Source organism: Pseudomonas sp. SORGH_AS_0211 (assembly GCF_031453455.1).
Taxonomy (GTDB): Bacteria; Pseudomonadota; Gammaproteobacteria; order Pseudomonadales; family Pseudomonadaceae; genus Chryseomonas; species Chryseomonas aestiva.
Window position 1 is genome coordinate 1,609,993 of record NZ_JAVIZV010000001.1, and the last position, 23,901, is coordinate 1,633,893.

At 64.8% G+C, this 23,901-nt stretch carries 23 protein-coding genes and 1 pseudogene; 17 read left to right on the forward strand and 7 right to left on the reverse strand.

Features of this window, described 5'->3' with window-relative positions; translation table 11 throughout:
- Positions 1–37: 37 nt before the first annotated feature.
- Genes QE393_RS07515 through tauD form a run of 3 tightly spaced genes read left to right on the forward strand, consistent with a single transcriptional unit; the run spans position 38 to position 2,493 of the window.
- Positions 38–826: an ATP-binding cassette domain-containing protein gene (locus tag QE393_RS07515; RefSeq protein ID WP_310042783.1), complete on the forward strand. Its 789-nt coding sequence runs from the start codon at positions 38–40 to the stop codon at positions 824–826.
- On the forward strand, positions 816–1,631 hold the full coding sequence (gene tauC / locus QE393_RS07520; RefSeq protein WP_310042785.1) for a taurine ABC transporter permease TauC: 816 nt from the start codon (positions 816–818) through the stop codon (positions 1,629–1,631). Before QE393_RS07515 ends, tauC begins: the two co-directional genes overlap by 11 nt.
- Positions 1,632–1,641: 10 nt before the next feature.
- Entirely contained in the window at positions 1,642–2,493 is an 852-nt protein-coding gene (tauD, locus tag QE393_RS07525; RefSeq protein WP_310042787.1) for a taurine dioxygenase, read from the forward strand.
- A 45-nt stretch (positions 2,494–2,538) separates the two neighbouring features.
- Here tauD and QE393_RS07530 read toward each other — a convergent pair whose 3' ends face one another.
- Positions 2,539–2,673, reverse strand: coding sequence for a hypothetical protein (locus QE393_RS07530; RefSeq protein ID WP_260175613.1), 135 nt, complete (start codon positions 2,671–2,673; stop codon positions 2,539–2,541).
- 102 nt (positions 2,674–2,775) lie between these two features.
- Positions 2,776–3,999, reverse strand: a complete 1,224-nt coding sequence (locus QE393_RS07535) for an acyl-CoA dehydrogenase family protein (protein ID WP_310042791.1) — start codon at positions 3,997–3,999, stop codon at positions 2,776–2,778.
- Positions 4,000–4,676: 677 nt separating this feature from the next.
- Between QE393_RS07535 and QE393_RS07540 the strand changes: the two genes are divergently transcribed.
- A complete protein-coding gene (locus QE393_RS07540) occupies positions 4,677–5,657 on the forward strand; it encodes a fatty acid desaturase (RefSeq protein ID WP_310042794.1) in 981 nt (326 codons plus the stop codon).
- A gap of 203 nt (positions 5,658–5,860) precedes the next feature.
- On the opposite strand, the gene QE393_RS07545 is transcribed toward QE393_RS07540, so the two are convergent.
- Entirely contained in the window at positions 5,861–6,769 is a 909-nt protein-coding gene (locus QE393_RS07545) for a LysR substrate-binding domain-containing protein (protein WP_310042797.1), read from the reverse strand.
- Between the two features lie 123 nt (positions 6,770–6,892).
- Between QE393_RS07545 and QE393_RS07550 the strand changes: the two genes are divergently transcribed.
- From QE393_RS07550 to solA, 9 genes are all read left to right on the forward strand, one after another.
- Positions 6,893–7,720 carry a MaoC family dehydratase N-terminal domain-containing protein gene (locus tag QE393_RS07550; protein ID WP_310042799.1) on the forward strand — a complete coding sequence of 276 codons (828 nt, stop codon included), beginning with the start codon at positions 6,893–6,895 and terminating at the stop codon, positions 7,718–7,720.
- A gap of 36 nt (positions 7,721–7,756) precedes the next feature.
- Positions 7,757–8,920, forward strand: a complete 1,164-nt coding sequence (locus QE393_RS07555) for an acyl-CoA dehydrogenase family protein (RefSeq protein WP_405046235.1) — start codon at positions 7,757–7,759, stop codon at positions 8,918–8,920.
- A gap of 10 nt (positions 8,921–8,930) precedes the next feature.
- Entirely contained in the window at positions 8,931–10,280 is a 1,350-nt protein-coding gene (locus QE393_RS07560; RefSeq protein ID WP_310042801.1) for an MmgE/PrpD family protein, read from the forward strand.
- A 16-nt stretch (positions 10,281–10,296) separates the two neighbouring features.
- Complete coding sequence (locus tag QE393_RS07565) at positions 10,297–11,496, forward strand: CaiB/BaiF CoA-transferase family protein (RefSeq protein ID WP_273807464.1); 1,200 nt, start codon at positions 10,297–10,299, stop codon at positions 11,494–11,496.
- A complete protein-coding gene (locus QE393_RS07570) occupies positions 11,493–12,374 on the forward strand; it encodes a CoA ester lyase (RefSeq protein ID WP_273807463.1) in 882 nt (293 codons plus the stop codon). Before QE393_RS07565 ends, QE393_RS07570 begins: the two co-directional genes overlap by 4 nt.
- Positions 12,375–12,446: 72 nt before the next feature.
- Positions 12,447–13,448: a TRAP transporter substrate-binding protein gene (locus tag QE393_RS07575; RefSeq protein WP_273807462.1), complete on the forward strand. Its 1,002-nt coding sequence runs from the start codon at positions 12,447–12,449 to the stop codon at positions 13,446–13,448.
- A gap of 55 nt (positions 13,449–13,503) precedes the next feature.
- The gene (locus QE393_RS07580; protein WP_273807461.1) at positions 13,504–14,145 is read left to right on the forward strand and encodes a TRAP transporter small permease; all 642 of its coding nucleotides are present in this window, start codon (positions 13,504–13,506) and stop codon (positions 14,143–14,145) included.
- Positions 14,142–15,425 carry a TRAP transporter large permease gene (locus tag QE393_RS07585; protein WP_273807460.1) on the forward strand — a complete coding sequence of 428 codons (1,284 nt, stop codon included), beginning with the start codon at positions 14,142–14,144 and terminating at the stop codon, positions 15,423–15,425. The genes QE393_RS07580 and QE393_RS07585 overlap by 4 nt, the downstream gene beginning before the upstream one ends.
- Positions 15,426–15,725: 300 nt before the next feature.
- Positions 15,726–16,895, forward strand: coding sequence for an N-methyl-L-tryptophan oxidase (gene solA, locus QE393_RS07590; RefSeq protein ID WP_273807459.1), 1,170 nt, complete (start codon positions 15,726–15,728; stop codon positions 16,893–16,895).
- Here the strand turns inward: solA and QE393_RS07595 are convergent.
- A complete protein-coding gene (locus QE393_RS07595) occupies positions 16,892–17,548 on the reverse strand; it encodes an ion channel (protein WP_273807458.1) in 657 nt (218 codons plus the stop codon). The two genes, solA and QE393_RS07595, sit on opposite strands and share 4 nt — an antisense overlap.
- An 89-nt stretch (positions 17,549–17,637) precedes the next feature.
- On the reverse strand, positions 17,638–18,798 hold the full coding sequence (locus tag QE393_RS07600; RefSeq protein WP_310045616.1) for an MFS transporter: 1,161 nt from the start codon (positions 18,796–18,798) through the stop codon (positions 17,638–17,640).
- A gap of 251 nt (positions 18,799–19,049) precedes the next feature.
- Between QE393_RS07600 and QE393_RS07605 the strand changes: the two genes are divergently transcribed.
- Together QE393_RS07605 and QE393_RS07610 are read left to right on the forward strand one after the other, a co-directional pair.
- Positions 19,050–19,502 (forward strand): MarR family winged helix-turn-helix transcriptional regulator, encoded by a 453-nt coding sequence (locus QE393_RS07605; RefSeq protein WP_133861789.1) that lies wholly within the window; start codon positions 19,050–19,052, stop codon positions 19,500–19,502.
- 50 nt (positions 19,503–19,552) lie between these two features.
- Positions 19,553–19,819, forward strand: a complete 267-nt coding sequence (locus QE393_RS07610) for a hypothetical protein (RefSeq protein WP_273807456.1) — start codon at positions 19,553–19,555, stop codon at positions 19,817–19,819.
- Here QE393_RS07610 and QE393_RS07615 read toward each other — a convergent pair.
- Positions 19,816–21,006 carry an MFS transporter gene (locus tag QE393_RS07615; RefSeq protein ID WP_310042803.1) on the reverse strand — a complete coding sequence of 397 codons (1,191 nt, stop codon included), beginning with the start codon at positions 21,004–21,006 and terminating at the stop codon, positions 19,816–19,818. The genes QE393_RS07610 and QE393_RS07615 overlap by 4 nt on opposite strands.
- 163 nt (positions 21,007–21,169) lie before the next feature.
- Between QE393_RS07615 and QE393_RS22490 the strand changes: the two are divergent.
- Positions 21,170–21,985, forward strand: a pseudogene (locus QE393_RS22490) (MCP four helix bundle domain-containing protein); the annotation flags it as partial.
- A gap of 78 nt (positions 21,986–22,063) precedes the next feature.
- Positions 22,064–22,840, forward strand: a complete 777-nt coding sequence (locus QE393_RS22495) for a methyl-accepting chemotaxis protein (RefSeq protein WP_405046284.1) — start codon at positions 22,064–22,066, stop codon at positions 22,838–22,840.
- A 13-nt stretch (positions 22,841–22,853) separates the two neighbouring features.
- Here QE393_RS22495 and QE393_RS07625 read toward each other — a convergent pair whose 3' ends face one another.
- Entirely contained in the window at positions 22,854–23,885 is a 1,032-nt protein-coding gene (locus QE393_RS07625) for a GGDEF domain-containing protein (RefSeq protein WP_310042805.1), read from the reverse strand.
- Between the last annotated feature and the right edge of the window lie 16 nt (positions 23,886–23,901).

A 23,901-nucleotide genomic window follows, 5' to 3' on the forward strand; every position in this document is an offset into this window, starting at 1 on the left:
CGGAGGGGCTTTTTTTCCCTGCCGACAGGAGCCGGTCATGAGTCGACTCACCCTGGAACAGGCCAGCCTCGGATTCGTCCGGCGTGGCCGTCAGCAACCCATCCTGCAGCGTCTCGATCTCGCGGTGGAGAAGGGCGCTTCCCTGGTCGTGCTGGGCCCGTCCGGCTGCGGCAAGTCCAGCCTGCTCAACGTGCTCGCCGGTTTCCAATCCCTCGATGAAGGGCGCGTGCAGCTCGATGGCCGGACCCTGGAAGGGCCGGGCGGCGAACGCGGCGTGGTGTTCCAGGACGACGCCCTGATGCCCTGGCTCAATGCACTCGATAACGTCGCCCTGGGCCTCCGCCTGCGCGGGCTGAGTCGCCGCGAACGCGAGACCAGGGCCCGCGAAATGCTCGAGCTGGTGGGGCTGACGCAACATGCCGAGCATGCCATCGGCGAGCTGTCCGGTGGACAGCGCCAACGCCTGGGGCTGGCCCGCGCCCTGGCGGTAGATCCGGATTTCCTGCTGCTGGACGAGCCCTTCGGCGCTCTCGATGCCCTGACCCGGGAACGGATGCAGGTGCTGCTGCTGGACGTCTGGAAACGCACCGGCAAGGGCCTGTTTCTCATCACCCACAGCGTCGACGAGGCGCTGTTCCTGGCGACCGAGCTTCTGGTGCTGGACGGGCCGCCCGCGTGCATCGTCCGCCGCCTGGAGGTGCCTTTCGCCCGCCGCTATCTGGCGGGGGAGCCCGTGCGCGAGATCAAGGCCGATCCACGCTTCGCCGAGCTGCGCCAGGAGTTGCTCGATCTCTTTCTGCAGGAGTCTCCCGATCATGCCCTCTGACACCCTGACAACCTCCCTGCGCGATACCCGGGAACGTCGTCGACTGCACCTTGACCGCCGCCGCGTGGCAGCGTTGGGCACCCTGGTTGGCGTGGCGACGCTCTGGTGGAGCGCGACCCATCTGGGTTGGGTGGATACCCTGTTCCTGCCATCTCCCGAGCAACTGCTGGTCGCCCTGCAGGGGTTGCTCGCCGAGGGCTATCTGGACGCCAGTCTCTGGCAGCATCTGGGCACCAGCCTGTTGCGGGTGCTGGCTGCGCTGCTGGCCGCCGTGCTGACCGCGGTACCCCTGGGTATCGCCATGGGCCTCAACCCGACCCTGAATGCCGCTCTGGATCCGCTGGTGGAGTTCTATCGTCCGATTCCGCCGTTGGCCTACCTGCCGCTGATGGTGATCTGGTTCGGCATCGGCGAGCTGTCCAAGGTGCTGCTGATCTATCTGGCGCTGTTCGCGCCCTTGCTGATCGCCACCGTGGGTGGGGTGCGCCGGGTCGATCGGGCGCGACTTCAGGCGGTACGTTGCCTGGGCGCCTCGCGCGGCCAGGTGGTGCGTCACGTCATCCTCCCCAGTGCCTTGCCCGATATCCTCACCGGGCTGCGTATCGCCCTGGGTGTGGGCTGGTCGACCCTGGTGGCCGCTGAACTGATCGCCGCCAACCGAGGTTTGGGCTTCATGGTGCAATCGGCCGCGCAATTCATGGCCACCGATGTGGTGGTGGTGGGCATCCTGCTGATCGCCAGCATTGCCCTGTCCATCGAACTGGGCCTGCGCGCCCTGCAGCGGCGCTACGCCGGCTGGAACTAGGGAGGCGACGATGACCATTACCTTCGAGCGTCTGAGCCCCGCCCTCGGTGCACGCGTCCATGGCCTGGATCTGCGCGAGCCTCTGGATCCCGCGAGTCATGCCGCACTACACGAGGGTTTGCTGGAGCATCAGGTGTTGTTTCTGCGTGACCAGTTGCTCACGCCACGCCAGCAACGGGACGTGGCAGCCCATTTCGGCGATCTGCACATCCATCCGATCTATCCCCGGCATCCCGAGCAGGCGGAAATCCTGGTGCTGGATACCGAGTTGAACGACCTGAGAGACAACGCGCTCTGGCATACGGATGTCACCTTCATCCAGACGCCGCCGCTGGGATCGCTGCTCAGCGCGCGCCAGGTGCCTGCCTATGGCGGCGATACCCTCTGGGCGAGCAATTCGGCGGCCTATGCGGCGTTGTCCGCACCGTTGCGCGAGTTGCTCGATGGCCTCAGTGCCTGGCATGACCTGAGCAAATCCTTTCCGCTGGAACGCTTCGGCCATACGCCGGAAGGCTTGCAGCGTTTCAACGCGGCACGCGTGGCCAATCCGCCGGTGCGTCATCCGGTGATAAGGGTTCACCCGGAAACCGGGGCCAAAGGGCTTTTCGTCAGCGCCGGCTTCACCACTCGGATCGTCGAGCTGGAAGAGGCCGAGAGCGAGGCGCTGCTGCAATTGCTGTTCGCCCACGCCGCGCGACCGGAATTCCAGGTGCGCTGGCAGTGGCAGGCGGGCGATCTGGCCTTCTGGGACAACCGCATCACCCAGCACTATGCCTGTGACGACTATCGTCCGCAGCGGCGCGTGATGCACCGGGCGACCATTCTGGGTGACCGCCCCTATGGGCCAGGCGAGAGGACGTGATGACCCATCCCGCGGCCGGGATAGGCCAGCATCTTAGCGGGGCGATCAGTTGCCCAGGACGTCGACCAGCCCCAGGACGAAGAACAGCACGATGCACACCGCCGCCACGGCGACGGGGATGAAGCGCGGATCCTTGATCGCCTTCCATATGGCCTGACGATTACTGCGCGACCTTTCCATGACACCGCTCCAGGAGGAAAGCCGGCGAGCTTAAAGCATCGCCGGGGGCGGCGAACAGCGGGGCAGGGCGGCTCTCGTCGGCATTTCCGCCCGCTTCGGCCGCTAGGCGACGCCGATCTTCCACTGTGGCGGTGGCGGCGTGCCGTTGACCGCGAAGTCGCCGACGATGCGATCCTTGTAGATGCGCGGATTATGGGAGGCGAGGGTACGGGCATTGCGCCAGAAGCGATCCAGTCCCTGGGGTTTCAGCGTGGCCGAGGCGCCCAGGGCGTCGAACAGGCGTCCGGACGCGTCGATGATCAGGTCCGTGACCACATTGAGCGACTGGCAGACCTCCAGTTCGGCCAGTTCCACCGCGCGATCCTCGGCCGCCTGGTCATCCGCCTGCCTGAGGTCATGCACGCGCTGCAGCGCCTCGGCATTCTTCAGCGCGATCACCCCAGCGCAGTAGGCGGCGCTGCGCACCTGGCCGACCACGGCCAGCACCTGCGGATCCTGGCTGACTCGGTCGGCATTGCCGATGGTGAAGGTGCGCGTGCGAGCGGCGACCGCGGCCGCCACCTCGCTGCTCATGGCCCGCCCCATGCCTGCCAGGTTGGCGAGGTGGAATACCTGGAAGAAGCCCGGCGAATAGCGGAAGCGCTCGCCGACCGTGACCACGTCCGCGGGCTCCACCCGCACATTGGTAAAGGTGGCCGTGCCGCTGGCGGTCAGCGTCTGGCCGAAGCCATTCCAGTCATCCACCACCTCCACGCCGGGGGCGTCGCGGCGGATGGTCGCCATGACGCGATTGCCGGCGTCATCGGTGGCGCCCACGTCGATCCAGTCCGCATAGAGCGAACCCGTGGTATAGAACTTGGTGCCGGAGAGCAGCAGGGCCTCGCCCTCCCGGCGCAGGCGGGTACTGAATTCGGCCCGCCGGGCATCGCCCACCTCGCTGGAGGCCGGACCCAGGGTTTCACCCGCGGCGATACGGGCGAACCAGCGGCTGCGGCGTGCCTGGTCATCGCTGTTGAGCAAGCCCTCGACAAAGCCCATGTGGCCGCGCAGCGCCTGCACCAGATTGGAATCGGCCTCGCCCAGCTCGATGAGCAGGGCGAACAGTTCCGGCAGGGTGACGCCCGCACCGCCATGCTCGACCGGCAACCGCAAGGCGGTGAAACCGGCCGCCTTCAGCCAGGCCAATTCTTCGACCGGCAGTCGCCGCTGCACCTCGCGTTCTATGGCGCCCGCGCGAATACGCTGGAACAGCGGCTGGAAGCGGGCCGAGAGTTCGGCGTGGCGCGCGGAAGGGCCGGCGCCCCAGCCTGCGGAAATGATGCTCATGGAAGAGAAGATCCTTCTGGTCGTGTCAGCAGAGAATCGGGAAGCGCGAGCCCAAGACGAGCCAGTTCGGTATGGGTGGCACGGGTGCAGCCGATCAGCGCCATCGCCGCCATCAGTCGCCGGCCAAGGGTTTCCACGAGAGCTACCCACGCTGTAGCAACGTATCGGGTGCGCGTTGCCGTTCCGACCCGATTCAGGGTCGTCAACCTCGATAGCGGAGAGGGCCTGGGTACGACGGATGCTTCCAGGCCGGCAACGAACTTCACCTTTGGCGTTCGAGCAGACGGAGCAGGCAGAAGAGTTTTGTCAGACAGCGGCATGGCAAACTTTGAAGTAAGGGAAAGTTGGCGGAAGTGTAGATGAGCGCTCAAGCGCGCCGCCAAGCTTCAAAGCTGCTAAGGATATGTCTTTAATTGATCTCTAATGCAGGTGTTGCTCGCGCGACAGTTGATCGCTGCCAGAGCGATATTTGCTTATAAGCTTATGATTTTTGGGATATTCGGCTATGCAAAGTCAGGCGTGTGAGATGGCTAAGGTAAGGCGTTTAATTAGGTGGAGCTACAAGGGTGCGGTCGTCGAATAACTTATTCTTCATGAGGTAATGCCTTAACGATATTTGGCTTATCTATTGTTCTTCCCTAGGGTCAGCCTTGATTTCTCGTTATCAGGACCCTGCGGTGACTGTCTATCTCGATGCGCGGCACCGCCGCCTGATCAAGCTGCTCCTGCATACCGCCACCGGTCGAAGCGAATGGCCAACCTGGGGGCTGATCGTGGGTGTCTACGCCGGCTGGCTGACGCTCGTCTGGGCGTGGCCGCTACTGGGTTTCTGGATCCTGCCGCCGCTGACGATCCTGGTGGTGCTGCATCAGTCCCTGCAACACGAGTTGATTCATGGCCATCCGACCCGCTGGCCCGGGGTGAACGCCTTTCTCGCCTATCCGCCCCTCGGCCTCTGGTTTCCCTTTCCGCTCTATCGCGACAGCCACCTGGCGCACCATCGGCGCGAGAACCTCACCGATCCGGCCCTCGATCCCGAGAGCCGTTATGTCGATGGCGAACTCTGGGAGCAGCGAGGGCAGGTCGGGCGTGCGCTGCTCTGGATGGACAAGACCCTGATCGGGCGGCTCCTGGTAGGCCCGATCCTGTCGCTGCACGGCATGCTCGACCACGAAGTGCGCCGCGGGCGGCGCGGGGAGCGGGGCGTGCTGCGCGTCTGGCTGATTCATCTGGCGCTGTGTGCAGGCTTGCTCCTGGCGATCCACTGGCTGTCCGGCATGCCCCTGGAGGTCTATGTGCTAGGGGTAGCCTGGCCGGCGCTGGCCGTGGCGCTGATCCGATCCTTCTACGAGCACCGCCCGGCGCCGGATCCTGCACACAGATGCGTACTCAACGAAAGCGGTGGAGCGCTGCGCTGGCTATTCCTGAATAACACCCTGCATCTGGTTCACCATGATCTGCCGGGCTTGTCCTGGTATTTCATTCCACGGATCTATCGAGCCAGGCGCCGTGCCTACCAGGCCCGCAGTGGTGGCTTCCTGTTTTCCGGCTATCGCGAGTTGGGCCGACGTTTTGCCTGGCGCGCGGTGGATGCGCCACTGCATCCTCAAGCGCAAGCCGCGGGTACGCCGCCTGCCATAGTTCCAACCACCAGTTAATACCACCCCTTAAAGGCTGTTCAGCGTCTTTCGACTCCTCTGCTGCAGCCCTCAACGGCGAAGGTATCAGCCTCGATCGCGACGCTATGGTCGTCATGATCGAATACCGTCGTTGCAGCGCAGACGAAGCGACGCAAATTGGGAGCGCTCCGGCTTCGCCAGACAGGGCTGTAGTCGAACGGATGGCTTCCAGGATCGCCTCGTCAGGCCTGGTGTGCATCGCCCCTGGCCGATTTCTGCAGCAGTCTGACCAGGGCGCGGACGCTTTCCGGCAGCGCCTCCAGATCCCTGACCAGGATATTTCGCTCGCGCAGCGCCCAGGGTTCCTCGAGCCGTACCGTCTTGATGGCCATGCTTTTGCCATGATGCTGGGCGGCGGATTCGGGCAGGATGCCGATGCCCACCCTGGCTTCGACCATGCGGCACACGGCCTCGAAACTGGAGAGCTGGATACGCAGATTCAGGGTGGCACCGAGACGCTCCACCTGATCCCGCAGGAAATTCAGCAGGCTGGTGCCCTCGCGCAGGCAGATGTGCTGATAGTCCAGGGTCTCCCGCAAGGTGACCTGGGGCAGGCTCGCCAAGGGATGATCGGTCGGCACGACCAGCGTCAGGCGGTCCATGCTGTAGGGCAGGATCTGCAGATTGCTGGCCTCGATAAGCCCGGCGGTGATGCCCAGATCCGCTGCCCCGTCGATGACCCCCCTGACGATGTCACGATTGAGACGCTCCTGCAGATCCACCGTTACGCCGGGGCGGTCGGCGAGATAGCCGGCCAGCAACCCCGGGAGAAACTCGGTGACCGCCGTGGTGTTGGCGAAGATGCGGATATGTCCGCTGGCATCGCTGTGGTACTCGGTGAATTCGCCTTTGAGGAAATCCACCTGACGCATGACCAGGCGGGCATGTTGCAGCAGGCGCTGACCGGCCGGCGTGAGCTCCACGCCGCGGCTGTCACGGTATAGCAAGCGGATGCCGAATTGGCTTTCGAGAGCCTTTATCCGGGCGCTGGCAGCTGCCGGAGAAAGGGCGGCCCGACGTGCGCCCTGGGTCAGGCTGGGCGATTCGGCGATATGGATGAAAAGCCGCAGGTCAGGCAGGTCGAAATGCATGCTCTTGTCTCGGTACGTCTTTTGGCGTTCAGCCTAGCCGAATGCCGGCTTACGCAAATGTAAATTCACAGAACGAAACAACTCCCCGCAAGCTGATCGAGAGCCTGATGACGGGAGCCAAACATGAACACTACGTCGACCGAAGCCTGGGTGGGCCGGACGCTCGAAACCCAGGAGTTTCTGGGCCAACGCCAGGTTGCGCGCATTGCCCATACCCTCGACGAACCGCCGTTGGCTGCAGGCGAGGCGCTGCCGCCGCTCTGGCACTGGGCCTTCTTCGATAATCCCGTGGCAGCCGCCCAGCTCGGGCCCGATGGTCATGCGGCGCGGGGCACCTTCCTGCCGCCGGCGGAAGGGCGTAATCGCATGTGGGCGGGTGGACGCCTGGAGTTTCTCGGTGAATTGCGCGTTGACGAGCGGGCCCGCTGCATCTCGACGCTGCTGCGGGTCGAGGAGAAGGTGGGCCGCAGCGGCAGCCTGCTGTTCGTGACCGTCGAGCATCGCTATTTCCAGCGCGACGAACTGGTACTGCGCGAGGAGCAGGATCTGGTCTATCGCGAGCCCGGGGCGCCCAAGGCGGGCACCGGCGAAGCCATCGCGCTCGGCGGCTGGGCGGAGTCGGTGGTGCCCGAGCCCACGTTGCTGTTCCGCTATTCCGCGGTGACCTTCAACGGTCATCGCATCCACTACGACTGGCCCTACGCGACCCAGCAGGAGGGCTATGCCGGTCTGGTCGTCCACGGCCCGCTCATCGCGACCCTGTTGCTGCGCAGCTTCCGTCGCGCCCATCCCACCGCGCGGATACGCCAATTCAGTTATCGCGGCGTTCGTCCGCTGATCGCGCCCACTCCCTTCACGCTCAGTGGTCAGGTCATCGCGCCCGGCGAAGCGGAGCTGTGGGCCGGAAATGGCGACGGTGCCGCCCAGGTGGCTCAGTTGCGTTTCGAGTGACAGCGGTGCCCCTATAACGACAAGAGAGAAAACCCCATGCTGGACGAACGACTAGAAGAATTCGCCGCCATTCGCGACGGCGTCCGTGGCCTCTGCGCGGGCTTTCCGGCCGAATACTGGCGCCGAATCGATGAGCAGAAGGGTTTTCCCCAGGACTTCGTCCAGGCGATGACCGAGGCAGGCTGGCTGTCCGCGATGATTCCGGAAGCCTATGGCGGCTCGGGGCTGGGCCTGGCCGAGGCGTCCATCATCCTGGAAGAGGTGAACCGCTGCGGGGGCAACTCCGGCACCATCCATGGGCAGATGTACAACATGTTCACCCTGCTGCGGAACGGCAGCGAAGAACAGAAGAACAGCTATCTGCCACGGCTGGCCAGCGGCGAGCTGCGGCTTCAGTCCATGGGCGTCACCGAGCCCACCACCGGCACCGACACGACCAAGATCAAGACCACGGCGGTGCGCAAGGGCGATCGCTATGTGATCAACGGGCAGAAGGTGTGGATCTCCCGCGTGCAGCATTCCGATCTGATGATCCTGCTGGCGCGGACCACACCCCTGGAGGTCGTCCAGCGCAAGTCCGAAGGTATGTCGATCTTCCTGGTGGATCTGCGTGAGGCCATCGGCAAGGGGCTCACGGTTCGGCCCATCCCCAACATGGTCAACCACGAGACCAACGAACTGTTCTTCGACGAGCTGGACATTCCCGCCAGCGACCTGATCGGCGAGGAGGGCAAGGGTTTTCGCTACATCCTCGACGGCCTCAATGCCGAACGCACCCTGATTGCCGCGGAATGCATTGGCGATGGCCGCTGGTTCGTCGAGAAGGCCAGTCACTATGCCCGCGACCGGGTGGTATTCGGTCGACCCATCGGGCAGAACCAGGGCGTGCAGTTTCCCATCGCCGAGGCCCATATCGAGATCGAGGCCGCCGATCTGATGCGCTGGCACGCCTGCGATCTGTACGACCGCGGCGAAAACGCCGGGGCTGCGGCCAACATGGCCAAGTACCTGGCGGCCAAGGCCAGCTGGGAGGCGGCCAACGCCTGTCTGCAGACGCACGGTGGCTTTGGCTTCGCCACCGAGTACGACGTCGAGCGCAAGTTTCGCGAGACGCGCCTGTACCAGGTGGCGCCCATCTCCACCAATCTCATTCTTTCCTACGTGGCCGAGCACCTGCTCGAATTGCCGCGCTCGTTCTAGGGTGACTTCCATGACCCATACCGAACGTCTGGCGGCCTATCTTGGCGAGCTGGTCTATGCGGATCTGCCGGCCACCGTCGTCACTCGGACCGAAGAGCTGTTTCTCGACTGGCTGGGCTCCGCACTGGCCAGCGATGGCAGCCATCCCATACCGCTGTTCCATGCCTATGCGCAGACCATGGGCCCCCGCGAGGGGCGGGCCCGGGTACTCGTCGCGCCCTACGGCACCTCGCCGTACTTCGCCGCGCTGGTCAATGGCGCCGCCTCTCATCTGGTGGAGCAGGATGATCTGCACAACAGCTCGGTGCTGCATCCGGGGACGGTGGTCTTTTCCGCCGCACTGGCCGCGGCCCAGGACCTGGGAAAAAGCGGGCAGGAGCTGATCGTCGCCGCGGTCGCCGGCTACGAGGCGGGCATCCGCATCGGTGAATTCCTCGGGCGCTCGCACTATCGGATCTTCCACACCACGGCCACCGTCGGCACCCTGGCCGCGGCGGTGGCGGTGGGCAAATTGCTGGGCTTCAACCGGGAGCAGTTCATCCAGGTGCTTGGCAACGCGGGCACCCAGGCGGCGGGGCTCTGGGAGTTCCTGCGTGACGCGGCGGATTCCAAGCAACTGCATACCGCCAAGGCAGCGGCGGATGGGCTGCTGGCGGCTTATCTCACGGCGCAGGGGCTGACCGGTGCGCGCAACATCCTGGAAGGCGAGCAGGGGATGGCCGCCGGCCTTTCCAGTGACGCCGACGCCCGCCGCCTGAGCGATGGCCTGGGTCAGCGCTGGGCCTTGCTGGAAACCTCGTTCAAGTTCCATGCGTCCTGTCGGCATACCCATCCTGCCGCCGATGCCCTGTTGGACCTGATGCAGCGCGAGCGCCTGGCGCCCGAGGACATCGCCCAGGTGACAGCGCGAGTTCACCAGGGCGCTCTGGACGTGCTCGGTCGCGTAGACGTGCCGCGTACCGTGCATCAGGCGAAGTTTTCCATGGGCACGGTGCTGGGCCTGATCGCCGTCCATGGCAAGGCGCAACTGGGTGAATTCGCGAATTCCGCGCTGAACGATCCCGCGGTCGCGGCCTTCCGCGCGCGAGTCGGCATGCGGCTGGACCCCGAGGTCGATGCCGCCTATCCCCGGCGTTGGCTGGGAAGGGTCGAGGTGACGACCCGCCAGGGCGCCGTTCTACAGGGGCGTATCGACGAGCCCAAGGGTGATCCCGGCAATACCCTCGACCGGGCTGAATTGGAAGACAAGTTCCGCCGGCTGGTCGCCTTCGCCGGCAAACGCCCACCCGTCGAGGCCGAGGCCCTGATCGCCCGGGCCTGGCGGCTGCACGAGGGCGTGGATCTCTACTATTTCACCTGATCTGGAGTGAACCAAGATGGCTGTCGAAAAACCTCGTCCTCTGGATGGCATCACGGTCGTGAGTCTCGAGCATGCGATCGCGGCCCCGTTCTGCTCCCGGCAGCTGGCCGACCTGGGCGCCCGGGTGATCAAGATCGAGCGGCCAGGCAGTGGCGATTTCGCCCGCGGTTACGACGAGCGTGTCGCCGGACTCGCCTCCCACTTCGTCTGGACCAACCGTTCCAAGGAGAGCGTGGCCCTGGATCTCAAGCAGGACGACGCCCTGGCCGTGCTGGAGGGGTTGCTCGCCAAGGCGGACGTCCTGTTGCAGAACCTGGCGCCGGGCGCGGCCAGTCGGCTGGGGCTGGATTTCGACGTCCTGCACGCGCGCTTTCCGCGGCTGATCGTCTGCGACGTGTCCGGCTATGGCGGCGGTGGCCGCTATGAGCGCAAGAAAGCCTACGACCTGCTGATTCAGAGCGAGGCGGGTTTTCTCTCGGTGACGGGGGGACCGGACGATGACCAACTGGCCAAGGCTGGCTGCTCGATCGCGGATATCGCAGCCGGCATGTACGCCTACAGCGGCATCCTGTCGGCGCTGCTGTTGCGGGAGCGGACGGGGGAGGGCAGTCGCGTCGAGGTCAGCATGCTCGAGAGCCTGGTGGAGTGGATGGGCTATCCGCTGTATTACGCCTACGCCGGCATGCCGCCACCCGCGCGCGCCGGCGCCGCCCATTCCACCATCTACCCCTACGGGCCCTTTCCCGCGGGCGATGGCGGCACGGTAATGCTGGGCCTGCAGAATGAGCGGGAGTGGCAGCTCTTCTGTGAGCAGGTGCTGTTGCAGCCGGAACTGGTTAGCGATCCACGATTTTCCGCCAACTTCAAACGCTCGGCGAATCGCGGCGTGCTGCGTGACTTGATCGTCGAGGCGTTCGCCCAGCTCAAGACCGAAGAGGTCATCGCCCGCCTGGAGCGGGCGCAGATCGCCAATGCCCAGGTGAATGACATGGCGGCCGTCTGGGCGCATCCCCAGTTGCGCGAGCGCGATCGCTGGCGTGAGGTCGGCAGTCCGGCCGGTCCCTTGCCCGCCTTGTTGCCACCGGCCAGCAACAGTGCCTTCGAGCCGCGGATGGATCCGGTCCCGGCGCTGGGCGAGCACACCGAAGCGGTATTGCAGGAGCTGGGCTATGACCGCGCCGTGCTGGACGCGTTGCGCCAGCGAGGTGCGCTATGACCCCTACCGCCAACGAGCTTCCCGCTGATCCTCGCTCCGCCCTGTTCGTTCCGGCGACTCGCCCGGAGCGAATCGCCAAGGCCGTGGCCAGCGGTGCCGATGTGGTGATCGTGGACCTGGAGGATGCGGTCGCTGAAGCCGCCAAGACGGCAGCGCGCGGCACCCTCGAACAGGCGCTACTCGCCACGCCTGCCCTGCGGGTCTGGATACGCGTCAACGCCGCCGCTCACTCGGCGCATGGCGACGACCTGGCGCTGTGCCAACGCCTGGGGCAGGTGCTCGGGGTCGTCCTGCCCAAGGCGGAAAGCGCCGCCCAGGTCGAGCGCGTCCATGCCGAGACGGGCAAGCCCGTCTGGCCGATCATCGAGAGCGCCCGGGGGCTGGATCGACTCAAGGAGATCGCCGGGGCTGCCGGGGTGGGGCGCCTGGTGCTCGGAGGTCTGGATCTGGGCCTGGATCTCGGGCTGGAAAGCGGTACGGCGGCAGCCGAACGGCTGCTGGATCAGGCACGCTTTCTACTCCTGCTGGAAGGCCGACTGGCCGGGCTGCCCGCGCCGCTGGACAGCGTCTTTCCGGCCATCGATGACCTGGCCGGTCTGGCGACGGCCACCGCCAGTGCGCGTGACCAGGGCTTCGGCGGCCTGTTGTGCATCCATCCCCGCCAGGTCGCGGTGGTGCATGACAGCCTGCGGCCGACGCCAGCGGAAATCGACTGGGCGCGGCAGGTGATCGCGGCGAGTCAGGGCGACGTGGGGGTCTTCGTCGTCGACGGGAAAATGATCGATGCACCCGTCATCGGGCGGGCTCAACGACTGCTGAGGCGTCTGGAAACAGGGGCTCCGGTGTTAGGCAGAGCTGAAGGCCCTGTTGGGCAATGATGAATTCCACCCCAGGGAGGGGGCGCGTTTAATAAACCCGACCTGATTACAAAAACAAGATGAGGTGTCGCCATGCCCACGTTGACCATCAAGACGCTGTTCTGTGCCGCCGTGTTTTCCTTCGCCGGTTCGCTTTACGCGGCAGATGAAGCGCCCATTACCATCAAGTTTGCCCATGTGGTCGCCGAGCACACGCCCAAGGGGCAGGGCGCGGTGCTGTTCAAGAAGCTCGCGGAAGAGCGCCTGCCCGGCCGGGTGAAGGTCGAGGTCTATCCCAACTCGTCCTTGTTCGGCGACGGCAAGGAAATGGAGGCCCTGCTGCTGGGCGACGTGCAGATGCTGGCCCCTTCGCTGGCCAAGTTCGAGCACTACGCCAAGGCGGTGCAGGTCTTCGATCTGCCTTTCCTGTTCGACGACATGGCCGCGGTCGATCGCTTCCAGGCCGGTCCCCAGGGCAAGGCGTTGCTGACCAGCATGGAAGGCAAGGGCATCACCGGTCTGGCCTACTGGCACAACGGTCTCAAGGTGCTCTCGGCCAACAAGCCGCTACGCGAACCCAGGGACGCCCGCGGCCTCAAGTTCCGTGTCCAGGCCTCTGCAGTCCTCGACGAGCAATTCAAGGCGCTACGCGCCGCACCGCGCAAGATGAGTTTCGCCGAGGTGTACCAGGGCCTGCAGACCGGGGTCGTCAATGGCACCGAGAACACCTGGTCCAACTACTACAGCCAGAAAGTCTACGAGGTTCAGCCTTACTTCACCGAGTCCAACCACGGCCTGATCGACTACATGGTGATCACCAACACCAAGTTCTGGCAGGGCTTGCCCGAAGACGTGCGCACCGAGCTGGACAAGGTGATGGGCGAGGTCACCCTGGAGGTGAACCGCCAGGCCCAGGCACTCAATGACGAGGCGCGCAGCGCCATCGCCAAGGCCGGTACCAGCGAGATCATCGAACTGACCCCCGCGCAACGCGAGGAGTGGCGCAAGACCATGCAACCGGTCTGGAAGAAGTTCGAAGGGGAGATCGGCGGCGAGGTGATCGACGCTGCCGTCAACGCCAACAAGGCCAGCTGAAGACCCGCGAGCGCTTCCTTCTTTCGCCCCCTGTCAGTGCCTGTTGGAGGTTCGTATGCCCGCCGTGACCCGTCTCTGGTGCCGGCTGGAGGAGGCGCTCGTCGCCTTCCTGCTGGCGGCCATGACCCTGATCACCTTCGTCTACGTGGTAGTCAACAACGTTTACGCCGTTTTCTATTATCTGGCCGATCGCCTGGCCTTTCTGGAAAGGCCGCTGCTGGCCATGGGCGACGGCCTTCTCTTCATCTCCCAGGAAATGACCTGGAGCATCGCCCTGACCAAGGCGGTGTTCGGCTGGCTGATCTTCATCGGTCTGGCCTGGGGCGTGCGCATCGGCGCTCACCTGGGGGTCGATCTGCTGGTCAAGACCTTTCCACCCGCCTTGCGCAAGGTGGTCGCCCTGCTGGCGGTCGGCATCTGTATCTGCTATTGCGGACTGATGACCTATTCCAGCCAGCAATGGGTATCGGCGCTGATGAACGCCAACATCGGTGCCGAGGATCTCGACCGCTTCGGTCTGCGTCAGTGGCATATCGTCATGATCGTGCCGATCGGCTTTGCCCTCATGCTCATCCGCTTCGTCGAGGTGTTCCTGCGCATCCTGCGCAACGAGCAGAACGGCTTCGGTGGACACAGTGAAGCCGAGGATGCCCTCCGGCTCGTCGACGGCCAGCCCGGCACGGAGCGCCAGTCATGACCATTGCCTTCCTGTTCCTGGCGCTGTTCGCCCTCATGTTCATCGGCATTCCGGTGGCCATCTCCCTGGGGCTTTCCAGTGCCCTCACCATCCTGCTGTTCAGCAACGACTCGGTGCGCTCGCTGGCCATCAAGCTGTTCGAGACCAGCGAGCACTACACCCTGATGGCCATTCCGTTCTTTCTCCTGGCCGGAGCCTTCATGACCACGGGCGGGGTAGCTCATCGGCTGATCGAGTTCGCCAACGCCTGCGTCGGCCATATCAGGGGCGGATTGGCCATCGCCGCGATCCTGGCCTGCATGCTGTTCGCCGCCCTCTGCGGATCGTCGCCAGCCACCGTCGCCGCAGTGGGCTCCATCGTCATCGCCGGCATGGTCCGTTCGGGCTACAAGCGCGAATTCGCGGCAGGCATCGTCTGCAATGCCGGCACCCTGGGGATTCTCATCCCGCCCTCCATCGTCATGGTGGTCTATGCGACGGCCACCGAATCCTCGGTGGGCAAGCTGTTCATGGCGGGGGTGGTACCGGGGTTGCTGCTGGGGCTGGTGCTGATGGTGACCATCTACATCATTGCCCGCATCAAGAACATTCCGGCGCTGCCGCGAGCCTCGTTCCAGGAGGTGTTGCGCACCGGACGGCGCGCCATCTGGGGTCTGATGCTGATCGTCATCATCCTCGGCGGCATCTATTCCGGCATGTTCACCCCCACAGAAGCGGCGGCGGTCTCGGCGATCTATGCAGCCATCGTCGCGGTCTTCGTGCACAAGGACATGAAGCTGCGGCAGTGCCAGCGGGTGTTGATCGACGCAGCCAAGCTGTCCGTCGTACTGATGTTCATCATCGCCAACGCCATGCTCTTCGCCCACGTCCTGACCACCGAGCAGATTCCCCAGTCGATCACCCGCTGGGTGGTGGATCAAGGCTTCTCGCCAGTGGAATTCCTGATCGTGGTAAACATCGTGCTGCTGATCGCGGGCACCTTCATGGAGCCGTCGGCGATCATCCTGATTCTCGCACCCATCCTCTTCCCGATCGCCGTTCAGCTCGGGATAGATCCGATCCATCTGGGGATCATCATGGTGGTCAACATGGAGATCGGACTGATCACACCGCCGACAGGGCTCAATCTGTTCGTCACCTCAGCGGTGACCGGCATGCCACTCACCACCACCATCAAGGCCGTTTCCCCCTGGCTGCTGGTGATGCTCGCCTTCCTCATCCTGGTGACCTACGTGCCTTATCTGTCCCTGGCCTTGCCGAACTGGTTGGGCATGACCTGAGGCCGAGGAGGGTGACTGGGTGAAGGGTTCGGCGACGTGCGACCGGACTCTTCACTGTAGCGGCTGAGGCGACGCCACGAACGGAACGATCAATCACGACCGTCCTTGTCGCTACCCGGTCCATGGAGCGATCCTCGCTTAATACCACCCCTATGTAGGTCGAGCTGCTACCCTTCGAATCCTTTCGCCCGAGCATGTCATGGAGACGAAGACCACCCATCTCTAATTCCGCTCTTGGTCCTGGGCAGCTCGTCTTGCTAGCGTTCGCCGCTCAATCAGCGAAGAAGGCAGGGAGACAGGATGACCAACACAACTCATGACGTCATTGTCCTGGGCCTGGGCGCCATGGGCGCGGCCACGCTTTACCAACTGGCCAGGCGCGGAGTGAAGGTCGCAGGCATCGATCGCTATACGCCGCCCCATGACCTTGGCTCCAGTCACGGCGCGACACGCATTACTCGCCAGGCGGTGGGCGAGGGCGCAGCCTACGTACCCTTGGCGATTCGCTCGCAGCAACTCTGGCGCGAGCTGGAGGCGGAGCAGAACGTCAGCCTGTTCGAGCAGTGCGGGGTACTGATCATGACCGCCACCGCGACGGCAACCTCCCATCACGGTCGCCCGGATTTTACCCAGGCCACCCTGGAGCTGGCGCGCCAGTACGGGATCCCTCATGAAGCCTGGGATGGCGCCGCCATTCGCCAGCGGTTTCCGCAATTCCGGGTAGCGGAAGACGCGCTGGGCTATTTCGAACCAGGTGGGGGTTATCTCTATCCGGAAGCCTGTATCCAGGCGCAACTGGACGGCGCGCGCGAGCGGGGTGCCCAGATCCATACCGATACCGTCATCGAACGGCTGGAGACGGACGAGCAGGGCGTATTGCTGCATTCGGCCCAGGGCCGTTGGCGGGCGAAGCGGGTCGTCGTCGCCGCCGGCATGTGGAGCGCTGAATTGCTGGGCGCACCTTTCGACCGGCTGCTGCGCGTCTGCCGTCAGACCCTGCACTGGTTCGAAGTCGCCAGGCCCGAACTGTTTCCGGCGGATTCACCGAGTTTCATCCTCGCCCATGGCAGTGGCGACAGCGATCTCTTCTACGGCTTTCCACCTCTGCCTGGCGAAAATGCCGTGAAGGTCGCCACGGAACAATACCGCGATAATACCACCCCTATAGAAGTTGAAAGATTTCTCAATCCTGAAGAGTCAAGCGAGCTGTTCAGTAATCAAGTGGGGAGCTGGGTTGACGGTCTTTCAAGCCGGGCGGTGCGCAGCGCTGTCTGCGCCTACACCGTGACGCCCGACTTCGGCTTCATCGTCGACGAACACCCGGCGCTACCGGGCGTGACCGTGGTGAGTGCCTGTTCGGAGCATGGCTTCAAGCATTCGGCCGCGCTGGGCGAAGCGCTCGCCCAGCGCGTGACCGCCGGGCGCAGCGACATCGATCTCGGCAGCTTCGGCCTGGCGCGATTCGGCTAGCGGCTGCGCACCGTCAGGGTGACCAGCCGGGTCACCACCAGGGCGATGTACATGACACCGGAGAACTGGCCGAGCATGACCAGCGAGCGGGCCATCGGCTTGATCGGGTAGATATCGCTCAGGCCGACGCCGGAGAGGATGGCGAAGCTGACGTAGAGCAGCTCGGTCCAGGTGCGTGCGGCCAGGGGATCGTTGGCGGCGGTGAAGCTGTTGGGCTGCAGGATCTGGCAGGCGGAGTAGGCGTGGGCGAAGGCCCAGGCCAGCAGGGTGAAGGTCGCACCCACGGCGAAGAGTTCATCGGTGGTCGCCCGCTGGTCTTCCATCATGTAGGCGATGAGACTGCCCGCGGCATAGAAGTAGAAGACCGCATCGAGGATGGCCAGGGACACCACCAGGTGGCGATTGCCCTGCCACTCCACCAGTACCGTGAGCACCAGGATGCAGCCGGCGAGAATGAACCCCAGCCACTGGATGGTCGGGCTCCGTCGCACCATGCGCAGGGCGGTAGCGAGGACGATGATGCCAAAGGCACCGATGATGGCGCGCCCATGTTCTTCCTGCTCCACGAAGGGGTAGAGCAGCAGCCCGAGCAACTGGATGAACAGCAGGTTGGCGGAGGGGTAACGGACCAGGTAGTGCAGCGGACTCTTCATCGCGACTCGGCGAAAGGCTCAGGGGCGGCCAGCGTAGCGGGTGGCGAAGCGCTTCGCCACGGGAGCCTCGTGCTCCCGTGGCGCGGACCTCAGGCCGCCTTGCGGCGAGTAGAGGGCAGCAGGATGGTCAGGACACCCAGCAGCGGCATGTAGGAACACAGCTGGTAGACGTATTCGATGCCGCGATGGTCAGCGAGATTGCCCAGTCCCGCGGCGGCGATGGCACTGACGCCGAACATCAGGCCGAAGAAGATCCCGGCGATCATGCCCACGTTGCCTGGTACCAGCTCCTGGGCGTAGACCACGATGGCCGAGAAGGCCGAGGCCAGGATGAAGCCGATGATCACGCTGAGCACACTGGTCCAGAACAGATCGACATAGGGCAGGGCGAGGGTGAAGGGCGCCGCGCCCAGGATCGAGAACCAGATGACCGCCTTGCGGCCGATGCGGTCGCCGATGGGACCACCGAAGAAGGTTCCGGCCGCGACCGCACCCAGGAAGAGAAAGAGGTGCAGCTGGGAGCTGGCCACCGAGAGGCCGAAACGCTCGATGAGATAGAAGGTGAAGTAGCTGGTGATGCTGGCCATGTAGATGTACTTGGAGAACACCAGCAGCGCCAGCACGATCAGCGCGAAGGTCACCTGGCCGCGCGACAGGCCGTGGCTGACCGCGGCCGCCTTGCGCCCCTTGGCGCTACGCAGGTGATTGCGATACCAGCGCGACAGCCCGTATTGCACGCCGATGGCGAACAGCGCGAAGAGCGCGAACCAGGCGACATGAGTCTGACCATAGGGAATGACGATGGCTGCCGCCAGCAGGGGGCCGATGGCGGTGCCGGCGTTGCCACCGACCTGGAAGGTGGATTGCGCCAGGCCGAAGCGTCCTCCCGAAGCCAGGCGGGCTACCCGCGAGGTTTCCGGGTGAAAGGTCGAGGAGCCGACGCCGATCAGCGCCGAAGCGGCCAGGATCGCGGGAAAACTGCCGACAAAGGCGAGCAGCAGTACGCCAACCAGGGTACAGACCATGCCGGCGGGCAGCAGATAGGGTTTAGGATGGCGGTCGGTATGGAAGCCGATCCAGGGTTGCAGCAGGGAGGCGGTGATCTGGAACGCCAGGGTGATCAGACCGATCTGGGTAAAAGTCAGACCATAACTGTCCTTGAGCATTGGATAGATCGAGGGCAGGACGGATTGGATCAGGTCGTTGATGAGGTGCGCCAGCGCACAGGAGGCCAGGATTCCCGCCACCATCGGCGAGGCGCCGGCCAGGGCGGCGGGGGGATTTTCGCCAGGAACGGCTGACGTGGCAGAGGAAACGGCCATGCAGGTATTACCCTTATTATTTATGTCCAGCCGCTCACTGTGGCATCCTGTGGTATCGGAATCCAGTGCCAGTTACCGGATGTTTCCGGCAACCGACCCCACGCCACCCGGGCGCTTGACCTGGCTGGGGATAGATCGCACCTTCCACTCTTTTCACGCTTTTTGTAATGGCAGATCCCATGACAGCCAAAGATCCACTGCTCCTCGACCAGCAACTCTGCTTTTCCCTGTACTCGGCTTCGCTGGCGATGACGCAACTCTACAAGCCCCTGCTGGAGAGCATGGGCCTGACCTTCCCGCAGTACCTGATCATGCTGGTGCTCTGGGAGCATGACGGCCTCACGCTCAAGGAATTGTCCAATCGGCTGCGGCAGGATTCCGGTGCCCTGACCCCCGTGGTCAAGCGCCTCGAGGCCGCCGGGCTGGTCACGCGCCGTCGCAGTGCCGAAGACGAGCGCAACCTGTCGATCGAACTGACGCCCGCGGGTCGCGCGCTGCGCGATCAGGCCAATGGGGTCAACAGCCGGGTGCGGCAGGTCTGCGCCCTGGGCGATGCGGGCCTGGATGATCTGCGCGAGACCCTGGTCATGCTGCGCACTCGGCTGGACGAGGAAGGTAACCCGACGTCCTGAACCAACCGGGTACGAGCGGTTCCCATGGCTACAGTCGCCGGGGAATTCGCATGACCTTCAAGTACCAGCCTGACCAGGATTACCTGCTCGTGGATCTCACCAGCGGGCGCACTGCGGGCAAGCTGCTGCAGGGCGAATTGCATATCGCCGAAAGTTGCCAGGGGGAAGATCCCCGGACCTACGCCCAGCTGCTCGACGAGAAAACGCTGCGCAGCACCCTGGGTGACGAGGTCGGGCAGCGCGAGGGCGACATCCTCACCCTGCGTCGCACCGGCATCAAGCTGCGCCTGGTACCCCTGGAAATCGCCTGTGACTAGGCGTCGCGACGGCTGAGGATCGCCCTGAACAACCAGGCGACCAGGGCCACGTTGATCAGCGCCAGCAGGCAGAGCAGCCCCAGCACCGCCTGGGGGCCGTGGCGTTCCAGGACATAGCCACAGAGCAGGGGCGTGGCGGCCTGGCCGAGTAATGCCGGGCGCGCCATGCGTCCGAGGATGGTGGCGTATTCCGCTGGACTCCAGAGTGCCAATGGCAGGGCGCCACGAATGATGGCCCTCAGGCCATTGCCCGCACCGAAGATCACCAGACCCACGACCGTCACCCACACCAGGCCGGGCCCCAGGGTCACCAGCAGCAGGCCGGCGGCTGTGCAGACCACCGAGGCCAGGGCCGTCCACAACGGGTGGCCGTTGCGGTTGAGCAGGTCGATGATCCGCGAGGCGACCTGACTTGGCCCCAGGCAGGCGCTCAGCGCCACGGCGCTGGCCAGGCTGTAGCCAATCCCCTGCAGCAGGGTGATCAGCTGGATGGAGATGGCTGTCATCAGCACCGCGCCCAGGGTGAAGAGGGCCGTGAGTACGGTGTACAGGGCGCGATTCACCGGTACCGCCGCAGCCGCCTGGTTGGGCCGCGGTGCCTGGGTCGAGAGGGCCGGCGCGGGCAAGGCGCGTCGATACAGCGGCCAGATCGTCAGCAACAGGACGGCCGCATAGACCAGGCAGGCACCGCGCCAGCCCAGGTGACTCACCATGAAGGCGGCGACGGGCCAGGTAATGGCGGTGCAGAAGCCGGAGACCAGGGTGATGCCGCTGATCGCCGAGCGGGCCTGGCTGCCGTAGCAGGTGCCCAGGGTCGCGAACAATGCATCGTACAGACCCGCGGCCATGCCGATTCCCATCACCACCCAGGCGAGCAGGAACAGCGGCAGATGCTGGGCGCTGGCCATCAGGGTCAGCCCGGCGGCCACCCCCACGCCGCTCAGCGACAGCAGCGTGCGGCCGCCCTGGCGGGCGATCAGGCGGCCACACGCCGGTGCGAGCAGGCCGGAGACCAGGACGCCGAGCGAAAGACCGCCATAGACCCATTGCCGGGACCAGCCGGTCTCCTGTACCACCGGATCGGCCAGCACCGCGAGAATGAAAAAGGAGCCACCCCAGACGAGGATCTGGGCGATGCCGAGCAGCAGGATCTGTAAGGGCGAAGCCTTGGCGACAGGGGTAGTCATGACAGCATCGGACAGGATGGCGAATAGAGGGGGCGGACCTTAGCCCCAGTTTCCTTTCGCCGCAATCGTCTGATTTTTTTCGGGCAATGGCATTTTGTAATCAGCTCGACATCTTGCTTGCCTAGGCTGCTGTGCTTGACCGTCTTCCTGCAGTGACGCCCCCATGCTTCGGATCCTCGCGCCCCTTCGCCGCCTGTCTCGCCGCTCCTGGCTGAGAGCCCTCAAGACCGGCCCGCGGATGCTGTTCTCCTTTACCTTCGCCGCCGTGCTGCTCGCCGGATTGGGCAGCTTTTCGCTGTGGGAGATGCAGCAGCTGCGCCGTCAGGCCCTGAGCATGGAGCAGGACTGGTTACCCAGTATCGCCATCGCCGATTCCCTGGCGATCAACCTCGGCAAGCTGCGCAGCCAGGCCTCGGGGGTCCTGCTCAATGCCGAGGATCCGGGCGCCGTGGCCATGAGCCGGGTCACCCTGGAGCAACTGGTCAACGAAACCGATCAGCTGTTCCGGGACTATGCGCCGGTCGTCACCGACGCGACCGAAGGGGATTCGATCAAGGCCCTGCATGAAGCCTATCTGCCTTTCGTGGAAGGCCTGCGCGAAGAGGTGCGCCTGATCGAGCAGCAGCAGGTCCCGGCCGCGCGGATGCAGCTGGATACCGTGGTGGGCCTCAAGGGCGACCTGATGGACATGCAGGTGCAATTGCTGCGCGAATTGAACAAGCAGGGCGCGGCCCAGGCCAAGGAGGTGGCGAACGTGCAGTTCCTGCAGGCCCGCGCCATCGTCTGGTCGGTCATTGCCGGTGCCATTCTGCTGCTACTGCTCCTGGCCTGGCGACTGACGCGTAGCGTGGTGCAGCCGCTACGCCAGGCGTTGGACATCTCCGGCGGCATCGCCGCGGGTGATCTGCGGCAGAACATCCAGCCCCGGGGACGCGACGAGGCAGCCATGCTGCTGCTGGCGCTGGATCGTATGCAGGGTAATCTGCGCGAGGTGCTGGCCCATACCGGCAACGCCTCGGAGCAACTGGCTTCGGCCTCGACCCAGGTGAGTGCCGTGATGGATGAAAGCTGCCGCAACCTGGAGCAGCAGACGACCGATATCCAGCATGCGGCCAATGCCGTCACCCAGCTCAATCAGGCGGTCCAGGCGGTGTGCGAGCACGCGACCTCCACCTCCGCCGAATCGCAACGCTGCGTCGATCAGGCCAAGCAGGGGCAGACGCAGGTCCGCCAGACGCTGGCCGCCATCACCCAGCTGGTGGGCAATGTGGACGAGGCGGCCAACCAGGCCGACCAGCTGGCCGAGCAATCCAAGGGCATCAGCAAGATGCTCGATGTCATCCGCAACGTCGCCGAGCAGACCAACCTGCTGGCGCTCAACGCCGCCATCGAGGCGGCCCGTGCCGGGGACGCCGGGCGCGGCTTCGCCGTGGTGGCCGACGAGGTGCGTGGCCTGGCTCGCCGTACGGGTGACTCCACCCGCGAGATCGAAGGCCTGATCGACGGCATGCAGCAGGTCAGCGAGAAGACGGTGACCGCCCTGGATCAGAGTCGCCTCCAGGCCAGCCACACCCGCGACCAGGCCCAGGCGACCTGGCAGGTGCTGGAAGGCATCACCCAGGCCATCACCGCCATCGGCCAGCGCAACGACGCCATCGCCGCGGCCACCGAAGAGCAGACGGCTACCACGGCGGCGGTCGATCGCAACCTGACGCTGATTCGCGACGCGGCGACCCAGACCGCCGCCGGTGCCCAGCAGACCAGTGCCAGCAGCCAGCAGCTTTCCGCCCTGGCCGCCGATCTGCACGGCGCCCTGCAGCGCTTCGTGGTCTAGGACGGGCGGGGTCTCAGGCCGCCAGCATCACCCGGTCGCGGCCTTCCTGCTTGCCGCGGTAGAGCGCCTGGTCGGCACGCTCCAGGGCGCTGGCGAAAGCCTCGCAATCGCGAATCTCGCACACTGCCAGGGTCGCCGTGACCCGCGCGGGACCGCGTTCGAGCGAATGGGTCACGTCGGTCAGGCGCTGGCGGATGCGTTCCGCCACGCCCCAGGCCACTTCGGTCCGCGCCTGGGGCAGCAGCACCAGGAATTCCTCGCCGCCCCAGCGCGCCGCCAGATCGGAATGGCGCACCTCGCGGCGGATGACGTCGGCGATGCCCTGCAGCACCAGATCGCCGCAATCATGGCCGAAGCGATCATTGATGTGCTTGAAGTGATCCACGTCGAAGAGGATGAGGCTGCCGGTCACGCCACTGTGCTTGTCAGCCTGGTCGAGAATCCGCCGGCGGTTGTAGAGGTTGGTGAGGCTGTCGTGACTGGCGGAATGCAGCAGATCCAGCTGCATCTTGGTGCTGTGGTGGAAGGAGGCTCCGGTGCCGTAGAGCAGCAGTAGCAGGGCGCTGATGACGTTGAGCACGCCGAACAGCTTCATCGCCAGGGGCGCGAGAGCCGCGGGAGGGTGCAGCAGATAGCCGCCAGCCAGGGTCACGAGGATTCCCAGCACCAGCAGCAGATGGCGGATCGGCGCGGTGCGGTAGTTGTAGATGACGATCGGCAGGATGCACAGCACGTAGTAGTGGAAGTTGCTATCCCAGCCGAGTTGCCAGGTGGCGATCCAGGCGTGGGCGACGATCTCGCAGCACATGGTCAGGCTGGCGATGCGATAACGGCGCTGGCGCAGGGCGGCCAGGCAGCCCACGTAGGCCGCGATGCTGAGCACGTTGGCCCAGGCCATCAGGATCTGGTCGAGCAGGACGAAAATGACCAGCAACGCCACATGAATGGCCATGGCTGCCTGAACCACAGGCTTGGCGACTTGCCAGAATTTGCCCAGGGAGTCGTTGAGAGCCTGGTTGCGATCACGATAGGAAAGAGCAGTCATGAAGGGGTCACCATAA